At 69.0% G+C, this 16,821-nt stretch carries 15 protein-coding genes and 1 pseudogene; 14 read left to right on the forward strand and 2 right to left on the reverse strand.

From position 1 onward, the window contains the following. Positions 1–29 precede the first annotated feature (29 nt). Genes AC6CID_RS08090 through AC6CID_RS08100 form a run of 3 tightly spaced genes read left to right on the forward strand, consistent with a single transcriptional unit; the run spans position 30 to position 3,167 of the window. The gene (locus AC6CID_RS08090; protein WP_006550765.1) at positions 30–923 is read left to right on the forward strand and encodes an AAA family ATPase; all 894 of its coding nucleotides are present in this window, start codon (positions 30–32) and stop codon (positions 921–923) included. Continuing rightward, on the forward strand, positions 920–2,032 hold the full coding sequence (locus AC6CID_RS08095; protein ID WP_094979707.1) for a vWA domain-containing protein: 1,113 nt from the start codon (positions 920–922) through the stop codon (positions 2,030–2,032). The genes AC6CID_RS08090 and AC6CID_RS08095 overlap by 4 nt, the downstream gene beginning before the upstream one ends. Beyond that, on the forward strand, positions 2,025–3,167 hold the full coding sequence (locus AC6CID_RS08100; RefSeq protein ID WP_006550767.1) for an XdhC family protein: 1,143 nt from the start codon (positions 2,025–2,027) through the stop codon (positions 3,165–3,167). The genes AC6CID_RS08095 and AC6CID_RS08100 overlap by 8 nt, the downstream gene beginning before the upstream one ends. On the opposite strand, the pseudogene AC6CID_RS08105 reads toward AC6CID_RS08100, so the two are convergent. Then, positions 3,155–3,474: pseudogene (locus AC6CID_RS08105) on the reverse strand (SDR family oxidoreductase); the annotation flags it as partial. The gene AC6CID_RS08100 and the pseudogene AC6CID_RS08105 overlap by 13 nt on opposite strands. A 172-nt stretch (positions 3,475–3,646) precedes the next feature. On the opposite strand from AC6CID_RS08105, the gene AC6CID_RS08110 reads away from it, so the two are divergent. The 4 genes from AC6CID_RS08110 to AC6CID_RS08125 are packed head-to-tail and all read left to right on the forward strand — an operon-like array spanning position 3,647 to position 8,295. Then, on the forward strand, positions 3,647–4,135 hold the full coding sequence (locus AC6CID_RS08110) for a (2Fe-2S)-binding protein (protein ID WP_006550769.1): 489 nt from the start codon (positions 3,647–3,649) through the stop codon (positions 4,133–4,135). Positions 4,136–4,137: 2 nt separating this feature from the next. Then, the gene (locus AC6CID_RS08115; protein WP_024102442.1) at positions 4,138–6,537 is read left to right on the forward strand and encodes a xanthine dehydrogenase family protein molybdopterin-binding subunit; all 2,400 of its coding nucleotides are present in this window, start codon (positions 4,138–4,140) and stop codon (positions 6,535–6,537) included. Next, a complete protein-coding gene (locus tag AC6CID_RS08120) occupies positions 6,534–7,388 on the forward strand; it encodes an FAD binding domain-containing protein (RefSeq protein ID WP_498353811.1) in 855 nt (284 codons plus the stop codon). The genes AC6CID_RS08115 and AC6CID_RS08120 overlap by 4 nt, the downstream gene beginning before the upstream one ends. A 55-nt stretch (positions 7,389–7,443) precedes the next feature. Then, a complete protein-coding gene (locus AC6CID_RS08125; protein WP_498353812.1) occupies positions 7,444–8,295 on the forward strand; it encodes an SRPBCC family protein in 852 nt (283 codons plus the stop codon). Between the two features lie 71 nt (positions 8,296–8,366). Here AC6CID_RS08125 and AC6CID_RS08130 read toward each other — a convergent pair whose 3' ends face one another. Continuing rightward, the gene (locus AC6CID_RS08130; protein ID WP_006550773.1) at positions 8,367–9,290 is read right to left on the reverse strand and encodes a LysR family transcriptional regulator; all 924 of its coding nucleotides are present in this window, start codon (positions 9,288–9,290) and stop codon (positions 8,367–8,369) included. 287 nt (positions 9,291–9,577) lie between these two features. On the opposite strand from AC6CID_RS08130, the gene AC6CID_RS08135 reads away from it, so the two are divergent. The 7 genes from AC6CID_RS08135 to AC6CID_RS08165 all read left to right on the forward strand — a co-directional run bounded on the left by AC6CID_RS08135 (position 9,578) and on the right by AC6CID_RS08165 (position 16,751). Then, a complete protein-coding gene (locus AC6CID_RS08135; protein WP_498353813.1) occupies positions 9,578–11,653 on the forward strand; it encodes a sensor histidine kinase in 2,076 nt (691 codons plus the stop codon). A gap of 64 nt (positions 11,654–11,717) precedes the next feature. After that, complete coding sequence (locus tag AC6CID_RS08140) at positions 11,718–12,611, forward strand: amidohydrolase family protein (protein ID WP_024102444.1); 894 nt, start codon at positions 11,718–11,720, stop codon at positions 12,609–12,611. Positions 12,612–12,817: 206 nt separating this feature from the next. Beyond that, positions 12,818–13,318, forward strand: coding sequence for a cysteine dioxygenase (locus tag AC6CID_RS08145; RefSeq protein WP_498353814.1), 501 nt, complete (start codon positions 12,818–12,820; stop codon positions 13,316–13,318). An 83-nt stretch (positions 13,319–13,401) separates the two neighbouring features. After that, on the forward strand, positions 13,402–14,313 hold the full coding sequence (locus AC6CID_RS08150; RefSeq protein WP_024102446.1) for an ABC transporter substrate-binding protein: 912 nt from the start codon (positions 13,402–13,404) through the stop codon (positions 14,311–14,313). 16 nt (positions 14,314–14,329) lie between these two features. After that, positions 14,330–15,439 carry an ABC transporter ATP-binding protein gene (locus tag AC6CID_RS08155; protein ID WP_024102447.1) on the forward strand — a complete coding sequence of 370 codons (1,110 nt, stop codon included), beginning with the start codon at positions 14,330–14,332 and terminating at the stop codon, positions 15,437–15,439. Next, positions 15,436–16,080: an ABC transporter permease gene (locus AC6CID_RS08160; RefSeq protein WP_006550779.1), complete on the forward strand. Its 645-nt coding sequence runs from the start codon at positions 15,436–15,438 to the stop codon at positions 16,078–16,080. The genes AC6CID_RS08155 and AC6CID_RS08160 overlap by 4 nt, the downstream gene beginning before the upstream one ends. Then, entirely contained in the window at positions 16,077–16,751 is a 675-nt protein-coding gene (locus AC6CID_RS08165) for an ABC transporter permease (protein WP_231412536.1), read from the forward strand. The genes AC6CID_RS08160 and AC6CID_RS08165 overlap by 4 nt, the downstream gene beginning before the upstream one ends. The last annotated feature ends 70 nt before the right edge of the window (positions 16,752–16,821 follow it).

The following is a 16,821-nucleotide window of genomic DNA, read 5'->3' on the forward strand; positions in this document are numbered from 1 at the left end:
GGAGGCGGGTGAGCATCTAGGCTCGCTTCATGACCGGCGACGCAACACGTATCGATTCACCCGAGAAACTCTCGGCTGCTCTCGAGACCACGGGATATCTCGCCGACGACGGACTGGCGACCGTCGTCTTCCTTGCGATGCGTATGGGCCGGCCGCTCTTCTGCGAAGGCGAACCCGGAACCGGGAAGACTTCGCTCGCAGCGGCTCTCGCTCAGGCCCTGGATCTGCCGATGGTCCGGTTGCAGTGCCACGAGGGCATCGACGCCTCGCAGGCCCTCTACGACTGGGATTTTCCCCGGCAGTTGCTCCATCTGCGCTCGCTCGAAGCGGCGAGCGACGGTGTGCTCGATGCGGACACCGCCGAGCGTTCCCTCTACACGGAGCGCTATCTTCTCGTCCGCCCGTTGCTGCAGGCGCTCACCGACTCACCGTGCGTGCTGCTCGTCGACGAAATCGACCGCGCCGACGACGAGTTCGAGGCCTTCCTACTCCAGTTGCTCGACGAGAACGCGGTGACGATCCCCGAATTGGGCGAGATCCGCGCGGAGGTCCCACCGCTGGTGGTGCTCACCTCCAATCGGACCCGCGAGGTGCACGACGCACTCAAGCGCCGCTGTCTGTACCACTGGGTGGAGCATCCCGATCTCGAACGCGAGGTCGCGATCCTGCAGCGGCGGCTGCCCGGTCTGGGGCACCCGCTCGCCGAGCAGATCGCCCGCGCGGTGCGCTCGTTCCGCGAACAGGACCTCCTGAAGCCACCGGGGATCGCCGAATCCCTCGACTGGGCGCGCGCACTGGTCGCCCTCGACCGCGACGTCCTCGACGCAGCGACCGCTGCGGCGACACTCGGTGCCGTACTGAAGTACCGCGAGGACATCGACCGGGTCACCCGCGCCGGACTCGACCTCTCGAGGGCCGGATGACGACCGCCCCCGGACCGGTCGCCGGGTTGGCCGGCTTCTGCCGCGCCCTCGCCGCCGCCGGTCTGCCCGTCGCCCTCGACGCCACCGCCACCTATCTCGACGCCCTCGCACACGTCGACGTCGGGGATCCCGTGCGGGTCTATTGGGCAGGCCGCGCCACGCTGTGCCGCACACCGGACGACACGGCCCGCTACGACGTGGTCTTCGTCCACTGGTTCGGCGACACCGTCCCCACCGGCTCGCGTACCCACGGGCAACGCACCCGCACCGCACGGATCGCCGCGCTGTCCCGCAGCGAGGGCGCCGAGGGCGATTCCGGTGACGACGCGCCACGCCTGCAGGTCGCGGCGGACGACACCGACGTCCTCCGGCACCGCGACGTGGCCGAATTGACGACCGCCGAACGCGCTCACCTCGCCGAACTGCTCGCGCGGTTGCAGCCCCGCCCCCCGACGCGTCGGGGATTGCGGTCGAAGCCCTCCCGCCGCGGGCCGGTGGACCCGCGGCACACCCTGCGCGACATGCTGGCGGGCGGAGGCGAACCCGTCCGGCCGCGGCACCGGGCACGAGCGACGAGACCGCGCCGGGTGGTGTTGCTGATCGACGTGTCCGGCTCGATGAGTCCCTACGCCGACGCGCTCCTGCGGTTCGCGCACGTCGTCACGCGTGCCGCGCCGTCGTCCACCGAGGTGTTCTCCCTCGGCACGCGGCTGACCCGCCTGTCGCGTGCGCTGCGTGCCCGCGACCCGCAGATCGCGCTCGCCGGGGCCTCGCGTGCGGTACCGGACTGGGCGGGCGGGACACGTCTCGGCGACACGCTCGGCGCGTTCCTGGACCGCTGGGGGCGCAGAGGTTTCGCGCGCGGCGCGGTGGTGGTGATCTTCTCCGACGGCTGGGAGCGCGGCGACACCTCGCAGCTCGGGGAACGCATGGCGCAGCTGCATCGCCTCGCGCACCGCGTGCTGTGGGTGAACCCGCACGCCGGCGGCGCCGGATACGAACCGATCCAGTCGGGTATCTCCGCGGCCCTGCCGCACATCGATCGTCTGCTCGCGGGACACAGCCTTGCGACACTGGAAGAACTTCTCGAGGAGGTTCGGCGTGCGTGAAATTCTGGACGAGCTCGACCGGCGGTACCGGGACGGGGAGGCCGTCGCGGTAGGCACCGTGGTCTCGACTTTCCGTTCGGCGCCCCGGGGGCCGGGTGCATCGATGCTGGTCGCGCAGGACGGCACCGTCACCGGCAGCGTCTCTGGCGGGTGCGTCGAAGGCGACGTCTACGAACTCGGCCGGTCGGTCATCGACAGCGGGCAGCCGGTGCTGCAACGCTACGGGGTCTCCGACGACGACGCGTTCTCCGTCGGCCTGACCTGTGGCGGCATCATCGACGTCTTCGTCGAACGGATCGACGCCGCGTCCTTCCCCGCCTTCACCGACCTGCTCGACTCCGTCCGCGCGGGCGAACCCGTCGCGCTCGCGACCGTCACCGCCCATCCCGACCCGGCGTTACGGGGACGACGGATGGTCGTGTGGCGCGACCGCGCCGACGGACAGCTCGCCTCGTCCCGCATGTACGACGCCGTCGTCGACGACGCGCGCGGCCTGCTCGAGGTGGGACGCTCGGGCACCCTTCACTACGGCACCGACGGTGAGCGTCGCGGCGAGGGGATGTCGGTGTTCGTCAACGTCTTCCAGCCCCCGCCGCGGCTGATCGTGTTCGGGGCGATCGACTTCGCGTCGGCGATGGCCCGGCTCGGCTCGTTCCTGGGCTACACGGTGACGGTGTGCGACGCGCGCGGGGTGTTCGCCACCGAGGCCCGCTTCCCCGGCGCCCACGAGGTGATCGTCGACTGGCCGCACCGCTATCTCGCGGCCGAGGCCGAGGCCGGACGTGTGGACGCCCGCACCGTCATCACGGTACTCACCCACGACCCGAAGTTCGACGTGCCACTCCTCGAAGTCGCCCTACGGCTCGACGTGGCCTACGTCGGGGCGATGGGGTCGCGCCGCACACACGACGACCGGATGGAGCGTCTGCGGGAGACGGGACTGACCGAGGAGGAACTGGCGCGCCTGTCGTCGCCGATCGGTCTGGATCTCGGGGCCCGCACCCCGGAGGAGACCGCGGTGTCGATCGCCGCGGAGATCATCGCGCTGCGCTGGGGCGGGGGCGGCGGCCGCCTCGCGGAGACACGCGGACCGATCCACGCCCACGAGGAGCACATCGGCGCTCAGAAGTACTGAGCACCACCGTCGATCGCGAAGCTCTGGGCGGTGACGAAGACGGACTCGTCGGACGCGAGGCGACCATGTTCGCGATCTCGTCCGCCTCGGCCATGTACTTGTTCAGGAAGGGCATGGTCATGCCGCCGAGCCGGGGGTTGCTCTCGGCGGTCTGGGCGATGCGGTCGCGCATCGAACCGGATCCCATCGGGGTGTTCACCGCGCCCGGGTGGATGCTGTCGACCCGGATGTCGTGCTGTCCGAGTTCGGCGGCGAAGGCCCGCGCCATCCCGACGAGGGCGTGCTTGCTGGTCGTGTAGTGCACCAGATGTTCCTTGGCGCCCTCCGCCTCGACCAGCCGGCGTGTCTCGTGACGATCCCGCCTCCGATCGACGCGAGCCCAAAGGCGATTTCGGCGATTCGGGTCCTTTCGACGCGCGATATGCAGCAGAGTGTCAGTGATCTGTATCACTGCGCTACGCGAGGCACTTGGAGGATCGATGCGCATCACTGTCACCGTAGACGGAACGCAGTACACGGACGACGTGGAACCGCGACTGCTTCTCGTCCACTACCTCAGAGATCGACTCGGGAAGGTGGGCACGGTGGTCGGCTGCGACACGAGCAACTGCGGCGCCTGCACCGTGTTGCTCGACGACCGCAGCGTCAAGTCGTGCTCGATGCTCGCGGTACAGGCCGACGGACACTCGGTCACCACCGTCGAAGGGCTCACCACGAACGGCAGCCTGCATCCGGTCCAGGAGGCGTTCCGCGAGAAGCACGCCCTGCAGTGCGGCTTCTGTACGCCTGGGATGATCATGGCGACCATCGACCTGCTCTCCGAGAACTCCGATCCGAGCGACGAGGACGTACGGCACGGTCTCGAAGGAAATCTGTGCCGCTGCACCGGATACCAGAACATCGTGGCCGCTGCGCGTGACGCCGCTCAGCGACTGCGCGAGAACCCGGCCGCCACGCAGGAGGTATGACGATGACGAGCACCGTGGATCCCACCACCGACGAGGGCACCGGCGAATCCGAACTCGGCCGGGCACGCCGCCGCAAGGAGGACGAGCACCTCATCACCGGGCGCACGCGCTGGACCGACAACATCGTGCTCCCTGGGATGCTGCACGCCGCGATCCTGCGCAGCCCGATCGCGCACGCCCGCATCACCGGACTCGACGTCTCCGAGGCCCGGGGCAAGCCGGGGGTCGTCGCCGTCTACACGGGCGCCGACCTCGCCGAGGAGCAGGGCAGCCTGCCGTGCGCGTGGCCGATCACCGAGGACATGAAGACCCCGAACGCCCCGGCCCTGGCCGTCGACACCGTGCGGTTCGCGGGTGAGGCCGTCGCAGTCGTGGTGGCCCGCAGCGCATACGAGGCCCACGATGCCCTCGACGCGATCGACGTCGACTACGAGGACCTGCCGGTCGTGCTCGATCTCGAGAGCGCGGCGCAGGACGGCGACCTCGTCCACCCCGATCTCGGCACCAACGTCAGCGCGACATGGGTGTTCGACTCCGCCGAGGCCGGCAGCGGCGGCAACGTCGAGGACGCGATCCGCGACGCGGAGGTGGTCGTCGAACGGACCTTCCGGCAGCAGCGGCTCATCCCGGCCTTCATGGAACCGCGATCGGTCGTCGTCGACCCCACCGCCTCGCAGATCACCATGTGGTCGGCGACCCAGGTCCCGCACGTGCTGAAGCTGATGCTCGCGATGACCCTCGGTCTCCCCGAGCACAAACTGCGCGTCATCGCCCCCGATGTGGGCGGTGGTTTCGGCGGCAAGCTGCAGGTCACGCCGGAGGAGGTGCTCACGCTCCTCATCGCGCGTCGCCTACACAAGCCCGTCAAGTACACCGAGACGCGCAGCGAGTCGATGCTCGCCGCGCACCACGGCCGCGACCAGGTCCAGAAGCTGACCCTCGCCGCGCGCCGCGACGGCACCGTCACGGGCCTGAAGGTGGAACTGCTCGCCGATATGGGCGCCTACCTGCGTCTCGTCACCCCGGGTGTGCCGATCCTCGGCGCGTTCATGTTCAACGGCATCTACAAGTTCGACTCGTACCGGTTCGCCTGCACCAACGTGTTCACCAACAAGGTGCCCACCGACGCCTACCGCGGCGCCGGACGCCCCGAGGCCACCTTCGCGATCGAACGCATCATGGACGAGCTCGCCGTCGAACTGTCCATGGATCCCCTCGAGCTCCGCGAGAAGAACTGGATCAAGCACGAGGAGTTCCCGTTCGACACCGTCGCGGGCCTGACCTACGACTCGGGCAACTACGAGGCCGCGACCGCCAAGGCCCGAGAGTTGTTCGACTACGACGCATTACGGCGCGAGCAGACCGAACGACGCGAGCGCAACGACCCGGTGCAGCTCGGTCTCGGTGTCTCCACGTTCACGGAGATGTGCGGCCTGGCCCCGTCGCGGGTGCTCGGTTCACTCTCCTACGGCGCCGGCGGCTGGGAGCACGCCGCGATCCGCATGCTCCCCACCGGCAAGGTGGAGGTCGTCACCGGTTCGTCCGCCCACGGTCAGGGCCACGAGACGGCGTGGAGCCAGATCGTCGCCGACCGGCTCGGAATCCCGTTCGAGGACATCGAGATCCTGCACGGCGATACGCAGAGTTCACCGCGCGGTCTCGACACCTACGGCTCCCGCTCGCTCGCCGTCGGCGGCATCGCGGTCGTGAAGGCCGCCGAGAAGGTGGTCGCCAAGGCCCGGCCGATCGCCGCACACCTGCTCGAATGTTCCGAGGACGATCTGGATTTCGAGGCAGGACAGTTCCGCGTCAAGGGCACCTCGAAGTCCGTCGGGCTCACCGACGTCGCGCTCGCGGTGTTCGCCGCGCACGACCTGCCCGACGGTGTCGAACCGAACCTCGACTCCGAGGCGACCTACGATCCCGACAACTTCTCGTTCCCGCACGGCACCCACCTGTGCGCCATCGAGGTCGACACCGAGACGGGGCACGCGCGGATCCGCAAGTACGTGTGCGTCGACGACGTCGGGCACGTCGTGAATCCGCTCATCGTCGAGGGCCAGGTGCACGGCGGACTCGCCCAGGGTATCGCCCAGGCCCTCTACGAGGAAGCGGTGCACGACGAGTCGGGCACGTTGCTGAGTTCGTCGTTCGCCGAGTATCTGCTACCCACCGCGGTGGATCTGCCGCCCTTCGTCACCGATCGCACCGACACTCCGGCACCCGGTAATCCGCTGGGTGTCAAGGGTGTCGGCGAGGCAGGAACCATCGCCTCCACCCCGGCCGTCGTCAACGCCGTACTCGACGCGGTCCGGCCGTTCGGCGTCACCGACGTCGAGATGCCCTGTACACCGATGCGGATCTGGCACGCGCTCCGCGACGCCCGAGGAGGCACGAAATGATACCGGCCCCGTTCGACTACGTCGCCCCGTCGAGCGTCGACGAAGCGGTCGCCGCGCTGACCGAGGCCGGTGAGGACGCGAAGGTCATCGCCGGTGGGCAGAGCCTCATGCCCGTCCTGCGCCTGCGGATGGCGGCACCGACCGTGCTCGTCGACCTCGGCAGGATCCCCGAACTGCGGGGCATCCGCGACGACGGCGACGCCCTGGTGATCGGCGCGACCACCACCCACCACGATGTGCTGCACGACCCGCTCGTCGCGGAGCACGCACGGTTGCTGGCCGAGGCGACGGCGACCGTCGCCGATCCCCAGATCCGGCACCGCGGCACGTTCGGCGGGTCGCTCGTGCACGCCGACCCGGCCGGGGATCTCGCGGCGCCTGCCGTGGCGCTCGAGGCGACCTTCACCGTGGCCGGTCCGTCCGGGCGTCGCACCATCGCGACGGACGACTTCTTCCAGGACTTCTTCACGACCGCGGTCGAGCCCGGAGAGATCCTCGTCGAGGTCCGGATTCCCAAGCACACGGGCTGGTCTGCGCGCTACGAGAAGTTCCATCGCGCGGCCCAGCAGTGGTCCATCGTCGGGGTCGCTGCGACCCTACAGGCGTCCGGCGACACCATCGAACGGGCGAGGATCGCGCTTACTAACATGGCGGCCGTCCCGGTCCGGGCACGCGGCGTCGAGGAATCGCTGATCGGTAAGCCCGCGACGGCCGAGACGATCCGGGAGGCCGCCGAGCTCGCCACCGACGACACGGCTCCCATGACCGACGGGAATGCCGACGCCGAGTATCGGAGCCACCTCGCCCGGGTACTCACCCGACGAGCGGTCACCACTGCCTCCGGGGTCTAGGCGTTTTCCACGCCGAACACCGAGATCCCGGACCACCTACGAACTTGAGGACCTCATGCAACTCGAACACACACTGTCCGTTCCCGCCCCGGTCGACGAGGTGTGGACCGCCCTGCTGAATCCGGAGAAGGTCGCGCCGTGCATGCCGGGTGCGACGCTCACCGGGGTCGACGGCGACACGTTCACCGGGACCGTCAAGGTGAAGCTCGGACCGGTGGCGCTCACGTTCAAGGGCACCGGCGTGTACGTCGAAAAGGACGAGACCGCCCGCCGGGCGGTCATCGAGGCCAATGCGAAGGACACCCGAGGCAACGGCACGGTGGCCGCGACCATCACCGTCACCCTCACCGGCGACGGCGACCGCACCGACGGCATCGTGAGCACCGACATGAAGATCACCGGCAAGCCCGCCCAGTTCGGGCGGGGGATGATCTCGGATGTCGGTGGGAAGATCCTCGAGCAGTTCGCGGACTGCCTGTCGAAGAAGCTCGGACCCGAAGCGACGGCCTCTTCTGTGTCCTCCTCTGTGTCCTCCTCCGCGGCGGCCACTGAGGCAGCCGAGTCGCAGCCCAACGAGTCCGTGCCGGCGAGCCCACCGCTCACCGCCTCGGGTTCGGGCGACGAGCCTGCCGGTGGAGCATTCGTCGGGTCCGGTGCCGGGGATGACGACTCCGCGCAGACGCGGCCGAACGAGTCGGTTCCACCCAGCCCGGTGAGCGCCTCACCGGCACCGGCGATGACCTCGACGCCTCCCTCCCCGGCCGCGCCCCCGCAGCCCGAGGCCGAACCGCTCGACCTCATGCAGTACGCGAAGGGATCGGTCGCGACGCGGGTCGCGCCGGTCGGAGTGGTCGCGATTCTCGTCGTGGTCATCGCGGTGATCCTCCAGCGTCGATCGGGACGCTGACCTCGTCGGATCCACTCGAACGCTGCGGATCGGACCCCGTCGAACGGGCCGGTCCGCAGCGTTCGTCGTCGTCAGCCTGCCTGTGCTGCGACGCGGCGACGCCCGATCGGGTCGAGCTGCGCACGGAGCCAGGCGTGCGCGGGATCCGCATCGCGCTCGGCGTGCCAGACCGCGAATTCGCGCAGGGGCGGCAACTGGAAGGTCGGTTCCAGGATGCGCAGGAACGCCATCTCGGCGAGGTGCCGGGCCAAGCGCTCGGGCAGGAACGTGACCATGCGGGTGTTCTCCAGGGCGTACGGAAGCACCGCGAGGTTGCCGCTGGTCGCGCCGACCTGGGCCACCGCCCCCGCACGCAGCAGAGCGCGGCCGAGGTTGGTGTCGTCGGAATACTGCGCGTAGGACAGCAACGGGTAGCGGCCGAGCACTTCGCGGGTGAGCTTGGTGCCGGTGTACGGGTGCCCGGACCAGACCGCCCCGACGAGTCTGTCGGTCAGCACGACCTGCCTCCGGCAGCTCTCGAACTCCGGGGATTCGAGCACGTGTTCCGGTAGCACCGCGAGATCGATCTCGAACCGGCGGAAGGCATCGAGACCGGCACCGTTGAACGGCAGCAGATCGAAACGGATGCCGGCCGGGGTGCTCCCCCGGACCAGCAGACGCAGGAGGGTGATCGCGGCGTAGTCGCCGGTCATGATGGTGAAGGTGCGTGAATCCGTCGCGGGATCGAAGCCGGGCGCAGCCAGTACCGAGCGCTCGAGGGTCCGCAGCACCTCGCGGAGCGGTTCGACGATCGCCTGGGCGCGCACGGTGGGACGCAGTGTGCGGCCGCTCTTCACGAGAAGCGGATCGTCGAATTGCTTGCGCAACCGGGCGAGAGCCGTACTCGTCGCCGGTTGCGACATGTTCAGTCGCCGCGCCGCGCGCGTGACATTGCGTTCGGAGAGCAGGACTTCGAGGACGACGAGCAGGTTGAGATCGACCCGTCGCAGATCCATGCGCCCCCCTGACATCGAAACCCGGCGGAACGGGAAATTCCGGCGGCATCGTAGCGCACGACCGTGATGTATACACAAGATCGAATACCAGCTATCGGACTTGGACGGCGATCTTGTGAGCGCAGCGAAGTACTACCTACTCTGACCCACGTCCTGACGGCAGCGAACCGTGATTCGCCCTGGCCCGAATTTCCAAGGCGAAGTTCTTTACTTGCCGAAGTCCAGTTTCGGCCGGCCGCCGACTCAGGCAGGTAGAGAGTCTCGGGGGGCGAAACGTTGTGAGTGTCATGAGGAAATTCCGGCAGTACACGCCGGACAACTGGCGTCTGTGGCGCAGGATGACCGCGGTCGTCGCCGTCCCCATCGTCGCAGCGACGCTGTACGGCTCGCTCCGCGTCTACGACCTCTACCAGGAGAACGACGCCTACAGCGCCGCCGCCGAGAACGTCTCCATCCTGCCGACCCTCGCCGACTACGCCACCAGTGTCACCGGCGCCGCGGCAGCGACGATCCTGTCACTGCCCGTCGACAACGGCGCCCAGGTCGCCCGCGAATCCGCCGCGACGCTGCGCGACCACATCGACGCGAAGGATCTCGATCCGCAGATCGCGGCGATGATCAACCGCATGCTCGCCGAGGGCGAGAGCCTGCTCGACAGCGCGTCGTCGGGAACCCTGGCGCCGATCGTGGCCAGCGAGCGCGCCGAAGGATTCGTCAGCCGCGCCCAGGCTGCCTACCGCGCCACCACCACCACCACGGACGACCCCACCGTCCAGCGCGAGAGCGCGACACTTCTCGACCTGTGGGACACCCAGTGGTCCCTGCTCGACCAGGTCCTCGCATACTCCGCGCTGAGCGCCGGAACCGACGGTGCCCTGCTCATGTGGAACAACGCCCTCGGTGTCGAGTCCGCGCGACTGGCCGTCCTCCGTGACACCTTCGTCGAGAACGAGACCGCCGACTCCTCCCGGGTCGACGGTCTGATGACTCAGCTCGAGAATCGCCGCAGCCTCACGGCCAACCTCGACAACGAAGCGGGCAACGTCGCCGCTCTGCGCGGGTCGCTCTTCGAGAGCCTCATGATCTACCAGGAAGAGGTCGCCGGTTCCGCGACCCGAGCCGTGGCCGCCCTCGACGACCTCGCGGCCGAAGCACGCACCGAAGCCCTCAAGAACGCCATCGGTGTCGCGATCATCCTCGCCCTCGCCCTCGCCCTGGCGATCGTGATCGCGATGTCGCTCGTCCGGCCGTTGCGCCGACTGCGCGACGACACCCTGCGCACCGCCGAACAGGATCTGCCCGCCGCACTCGCTGCGATCAAGGACGGCGCCGAGATCGAATCCGTCACACTGGATCCGATCCGCGTCTACACCCGCGAGGAGATCGGCGAGGTGGCACGCGCCGTCGACAGCATGAACGAAGGTGCCCTACGTCTGGCCGGCGAGCAGGCCCAGCTGCGCCGGCAGGTCAACGAGATGCTCGAAACGCTCGCCCGCCGCAACAAGACGCTCGTGGAACAGCAACTGGCGCTGATCGATTCGCTCGAACACGAAGAGCGCGACCCGACACGTCTGCAGAACCTGTTCGCGCTCGACCACCTCGCCGCCCGCATGCGGCGCACGGGCGACTCGCTGCTCGTCCTCGCCGGTACCCGCCAGCGCCTCGGCCGCGTCCCCGACACACCGCTCGTCGACGTCCTGCGCGCATCCCTCTCGCAGGTCGAGAACTACCAGCGCGTGAACATCGGAAATGCGCCGGACGGCAATCTGGTCGGCAGCGCCGTCACCGACGTCGTCCACATGATCGCCGAGCTCCTCGACAACGCACTGCGCGCCTCACCGCCCGAGAGCACCGTGGCGTTCGCGTTCTCCCGCGCCGTCGACGGCGGCCTCCTCCTCGAGATCGCCGACCGCGGAATCAGTATTCCCGCAGATGAACTCGCCGACATCAACATGCGGCTGGGTTCGGACGGCGAAGCCGGATCCGGCGCCGCACGGCGAATGGGTCTATTCGTGGTCGCGCGCCTCGCCGATCGTCACGACATCACGGTGCGTCTGCGTCCGACCTTCGACTCGTCCACCAATGCCGGCATCACTGCGAGCATCTACCTGCCGACCAGCCTGCTCAAGGGAACCGGCAGGAACCACGACGATCCGTACCGGATCGATCGGCCGCGCCGCCTGCCCGATCCCCCATCGGAGTACGGCGAGCAGTTCCACGCCGACCCGGCATCCGGATCGCAGCCGGTGGTCGGAAGCCGTCACTCGGCACCCACCCCCGCTCTCGCGACGCCCGGGACGAGTCCGGGTATCCGGCGCGGACAGCTGCACGAACGATGGGTTCCCCGCGGCGCGGGACAGTAGGCGACGCGGACAACGCGGACAGCGGACAGCGGACAGCGGGCGGGCGGTCTGCCATCCTGACGGCATGACCGTTCCCCGCGTCGACGTCCACCAGCACGTCTGGCCGGCACCACTCGTCGCTGCGCTACGGGCACGCACCCGTGCACCGCGGCTCGTCGGATGGACGCTGTACCTCGGCGGTGAACCCCCGTACGAGGTGCGACCGGAGGATCACTCGATCGCCCGGCGGGCCGAGCTCGCGGCGCAGGACGGCATCGACTTGGCGCTGGTGTCGTTGTCGAGCCCGCTGGGGATCGAAACGCTTCCCGCAGCCGACGGGGCCGGCCTGCTCGACGCCTACCACGAGGGAGTGCTCGCGCTGCCGCACCCGTTCGGGGCGTGGGCGGCAGCGTCGGTCGACGATCCCGATCCCGCGGCGCTGCGCGAGGTGCTCGGGGCGGGATGCGTCGGTCTCCAGCTTCCCGCCACCGCGTTGGCGGATGCCGACGGCTACGCGCGGTGCGCCCCGCTCCTCGACGAACTCGACCGCGTCGGTGCTCCCCTGTTCGTGCATCCCGGGCCCGCCGCGGCCGATCCGTCGGCTCCGCCGTGGTGGCCGGCGATGGTGTCGTACGTGGCGCAGATGCACACCGCGTGGTTCGCCTGGCACGAGTACGGGGCCCCTCGCCTCCCCGGACTGCGCGTGGGGTTCGCGATGCTCGCCGGGCTCGCGCCGCTGCACGCCGACCGGATGGCCGCGCGCGGCGGACCGGCGACGGTCCCGTCGGCCGGAGTGTTCGTCGACACCTCGTCGTATGGTCCCGAGATCGTCGAGGCCGTGGCGTCCGGACTCGGCCCCGACCGCGTCGTGCTCGGTTCGGACCGCCCGTACGCAGCACCGTTGCTGTTCGGCGACGCGCGCGACGAGCCCGTACGGCGACGCAATCCGGCCCGGTTGTTCCGAACGTCACACGAGTGAAAATCTTGACAGTGCCGCATCCGGCCGCTGAAGTGAGCGACATGCGTCTTCCGGCGACCCTGCGGCATCGCAGGCTTCATATGGACTACGTCCGCATCGCCGGTGGTTTCTGTGGTTGTCGCGCCTGTCGTTGATCCCGGCCCGACCCACTTCCCCTGCCCGGACGACCCTACGATCCCGTCCGGCTCCCGTTTCGAGGAACCACGATGGCTGCTGCTCTTCTGTCCCCCTCCGTGCGCGTCGATCTCGCCGAGATCGTCCGTGACATCGCCGCGGACGTCTCCCGCTGGCGGCCGCTCGTCCGCTTCGACGAGACCGAACGCTGGTACACCCGGCTCGCCGTCGCCGACGACTACGAGGTGTGGTTGCTGGGCTGGCTTCCCGGGCAGCGCACCGGGATCCACGATCACGGTGGGAGTGCCGGTGCATTCGCCGTCGCGCAGGGACAGGTCCGGGAGGACACCGTCGACCAGCCGTGGTCGGAAGATCTTCCCGGGCAACGCGTGACGCTCTCCCGCACCCGTTTGTCGGCGGGTGCCGTGCGTCGATTCGACGGTCGGCACGTGCACGAGGTCGTCAACGACGGTCCCGTCCCGGCGGTGACCGTGCACTCCTATGCCCCCGCACTGGACTCGATGAGCCGATACCGTCTCGAGAGCGGCATCCTCGCCCTCACGACCTCGGAGCGTGCCGGCGACGACTGGTGATCCACTCGTGACAAATCCGGCACAGTGGGTATCCGCCGGGATAGAGTCGAAAACCGACCGTGCCGCATCCGAGGGAGCAACCCGTGAAACGCTTCGCACGCACCACCGCGCTTCTCGCCGTGTCCGTATTCGCCCTGGCCGCCTGTTCCGGCGGCGGAGACGAGGATCCCCTCGCCGGAGACACAGCGGACGGAGGCGCGATCGTCGTCGGTTCGGCGAACTTCCCGGAGAACGTCCTGCTCGCGGAGATCTACTCGCAGGCGCTCGAGAGCACGGGGGCCGAGGTCACCCGCCAGTTCAACATCGGCAGCCGCGAGATCTACTACGACCAGGTCGCCTCGGGTGCCATCACGCTCGTCCCGGAGTACAACGGCGCACTGCTCGCGCGGGTCGACCCCGACAGCACCGCCTCGACGACGGAGGACGTCAATGCGGCCCTGTCCGAAGCCCTTCCGGACGGGCTCGAGATCCTGGCCTCCGCCCCCGGTGAGAACAAGGACGCCCTCGTCGTCACCGAGGAGACCGCGCAGCGCTACAACCTGGTGAGCATCGCCGATCTCGCGCCGGTCGCCGGCGAACTCGTCCTCGGCGGACCGCCCGAGTTCGAGACGCGTCAGCAAGGTGTCGTGGGTCTGCGCGAGGTGTACGGGGTCGAGTTCCGCGAATTCGTCCCCACCGACACCGGTGGCCCCATCACCATCCGCGCGCTCTCGGACGGCACCGTGCAGGCCGCGAACATCTTCACCACCGATCCGTCACTGAGCACCGAACCGTTTGTTGCGCTGGAGGACCCGGAATCGGTCTTCGGAGCCCAGAACGTCACCCCGCTGGTGCATCGCGCCGATCTCGACGACGACCACGTCGCGAAGATCGACGCCGTGTCCGACAAGCTCACCACCGACACCCTCGTCGTCCTGGTCGGACAGGTGGTCACCGACGGTCGCGACATCGACGTCGTCGCCGAGGAGTGGCTGCAGCAGAACGATCTGAACTGACGGAAGTCGGTGCCACGTGATCACATTCGACAACGTCGGGAAGCGTTATCCCGACGGGACCGTCGCCGTCGACGGACTCTCGCTGGAAGTCCCGACGGGCACCCTGACGGTGTTCGTCGGGCCGTCGGGGTGTGGGAAGACCACCTCGTTGCGCATGATCAACCGGATGGTCGAGCCCTCGAGCGGGCGTGTGCTCGTCGGGGGCCGCGACGTCCGGGACGAGGATCCCCGGATCCTGCGCCGCGGCATCGGATACGTCATCCAGCACGCCGGGCTGTTCCCCCATCGCACAGTGATCGACAACGTCGCCACCGTGCCCCGGTTGCTCGGCGCGAGCCGTAAGGAGGCCCGCGCGACCGCGATGGACGTGCTCACCCGAGTCGGCCTCGGAAAAGAACTGGCGCAACGCTATCCTGCTCAGCTGTCCGGCGGGCAGCAACAGCGTGTCGGTGTGGCACGCGCGCTGGCGGCCGATCCTCCGATCCTGTTGATGGACGAGCCGTTCTCCGCGGTCGATCCCGTGGTCCGCAAGGATCTGCAGGACGAACTCCTGCGCCTGCAATCGGTGCTGGCCAAGACGATCGTGCTCGTCACCCACGACATCGACGAGGCGATCAAGCTCGGCGACCGCGTGGCCGTCCTGCGGCCGGGCGGGGTGCTCGCCCAGTACGCGACTCCGGAGGAGCTTCTCACCTCCCCCGCCGACGATTTCGTCGCCGGATTCCTCGGCGTCGACCGCGGTGTGCGACTCATGTCGTTCTTCTCGTCCGCCGACCTGCCGTTGCGCACCGATCCGATCGTCACCCGCGATGCCGCCGAACTCGCCGTCGGCGACGGCTGGCTTCTCGTCGTCGACGACGACGGACGCCCGACGGGGTGGCGAGACGGCAGTGCCGATGCGGAATTCCTGCCGGCCGGAAAGCCGTTCGTTCCCGGGCGGGATCCGCTGCGCGTCGTGCTCGACGCGGCCGTGCTCTCACCGTCGGGCCATGCCGTGGCGGTGGACGACGACGGACGTGCGCTCGGGGTGATCAGTGGCGAAGAGGTGACCGCGGCGGTCCGCGCGGCGCACAACCACAGGGAGGCCGGCACCCCGTCTCCGCTCGCGATGCGGAAGTTGCGGTGAGCCTGCGGATTCCCGGCTATCTCGGGACGTTCTGGGAACTGCTCGGCGATCATCTCGTCATGGCCCTCGGCGCGTCGCTGCTCGGCCTCGTCCTCGCTCTGCCGCTGGGCCTCGCGTGCGTGCGGTGGCCGCGGGTGTACGCCCCGGTGCTCGCGGTCTGCAGTGTCCTGTATTCGATTCCGTCGCTTGCCTTCTTCGTCCTGCTCATCGCGTTCACCGGGATCAGCCGGACCACCGTGATCCTTCCGCTGGCCGTCTACGCGCTGGCGGGCCTCGTCCCGAACGTCGTCGACGGATTGCGTGCTGTGCCCGACAGTGTCCGCCAGTCGGCGGTGGCGATGGGATTCTCGACGCCGCGCCGGTTGCTCACCGTCGACCTGCCGCTGGCGATCCCCGCGGTCATCGCGGGGCTGCGGGTCGCGACGGTCGCGAACATCAGCATGGTGAGCGTCGGAGCGCTGATCGGCATGGGTGCCTTCGGCGCGTTGTTCACCGCCTCGGTGCAGCTCGACCGACTCGATCTGGCGATCATCGGCATCATCGCGACCGTCGTGATGGCACTGGTCGTCGACGCGGTGCTCGTGCTCGTCCAGCGTCTCGCCACGCCGTGGATGCACCGCACCTCGAAGGTGCGCCGATGACGACGCTGCTGAACTATCTGGCCGAATACTTCGGCGACTCCGCGAACTGGTCGGGCGCGTCCGGGATCCCGACGCGACTGGCCCAGCACTTCGGCTATACCCTGCTCGCGTTCGTGATCTCCGTGCTCCTCGCGTTGCCGCTCGGCCTGTGGACCGGGCACACGGGCCGCGGCGGTGTGCTCGTGTCGCTCACAGCGAACGCCGCACGCGCCCTCCCCACCTACGGCCTGCTCGTGTTGCTGGTCGTGCTGTACGGGATCGGGCTCGTTCCGGTGATGGTGCCGCTGGTGGCACTCGCGATCCCACCCATCCTGTTGAACTCCTACGAAGGGATCCGCGGGATCGACCCGGCGCTGACCGACGCCGCCCGCGGGATGGGGATGACCTCGTCCCAGATCCTGCTGCGGGCCGAGCTGCCGGTGGCCTTGCCGCTGATCCTCGTCGGCCTGCGCACCGCCGCCGTGCAGATCGTCGCGACCGCCACGATCGCCGCGGCAGTGAGCTTCGGCGGGGTGGGAAGGCCCATCGTGGACGGTCTCGCGCGCAGCGACTACGCCCTGGTCGTGGGCGGTGCCGCCCTCGCCGGGATCTGCTCGCTGGTGATCCTCGCGCTCTTCGCGGTCCTCGGCCGACTGCTCGTCTCACCCGGCGTCCGGGCCTCGCGCGACTAGCTCCTACGACCCCTCCTTCGGAACCGACAAACGTGTCGGTGGCCCGGAGCACACTGGAGGTAGAGACGAA

This window comes from Rhodococcus sp. GQ147, assembly GCF_059759155.1.

What these genes read in the sequence shown, in the direction of transcription:
- AC6CID_RS08090 (WP_006550765.1), top strand. Translation starts at nt 30, where the DNA reads ATGACCGGCGACGCAACACGTATCGATTCACCCGAGAAACTCTCGGCT.
- AC6CID_RS08095 (WP_094979707.1), top strand. Translation starts at nt 920, where the DNA reads ATGACGACCGCCCCCGGACCGGTCGCCGGGTTGGCCGGCTTCTGCCGC.
- AC6CID_RS08110 (WP_006550769.1), top strand. Translation starts at nt 3,647, where the DNA reads ATGCGCATCACTGTCACCGTAGACGGAACGCAGTACACGGACGACGTG.
- AC6CID_RS08115 (WP_024102442.1), top strand. Translation starts at nt 4,138, where the DNA reads ATGACGAGCACCGTGGATCCCACCACCGACGAGGGCACCGGCGAATCC.
- AC6CID_RS08120 (WP_498353811.1), top strand. Translation starts at nt 6,534, where the DNA reads ATGATACCGGCCCCGTTCGACTACGTCGCCCCGTCGAGCGTCGACGAA.
- AC6CID_RS08125 (WP_498353812.1), top strand. Translation starts at nt 7,444, where the DNA reads ATGCAACTCGAACACACACTGTCCGTTCCCGCCCCGGTCGACGAGGTG.
- AC6CID_RS08130 (WP_006550773.1), bottom strand. Translation starts at nt 9,290, where the DNA reads ATGGATCTGCGACGGGTCGATCTCAACCTGCTCGTCGTCCTCGAAGTC.
- AC6CID_RS08135 (WP_498353813.1), top strand. Translation starts at nt 9,578, where the DNA reads ATGAGGAAATTCCGGCAGTACACGCCGGACAACTGGCGTCTGTGGCGC.
- AC6CID_RS08140 (WP_024102444.1), top strand. Translation starts at nt 11,718, where the DNA reads ATGACCGTTCCCCGCGTCGACGTCCACCAGCACGTCTGGCCGGCACCA.
- AC6CID_RS08145 (WP_498353814.1), top strand. Translation starts at nt 12,818, where the DNA reads ATGGCTGCTGCTCTTCTGTCCCCCTCCGTGCGCGTCGATCTCGCCGAG.
- AC6CID_RS08165 (WP_231412536.1), top strand. Translation starts at nt 16,077, where the DNA reads ATGACGACGCTGCTGAACTATCTGGCCGAATACTTCGGCGACTCCGCG.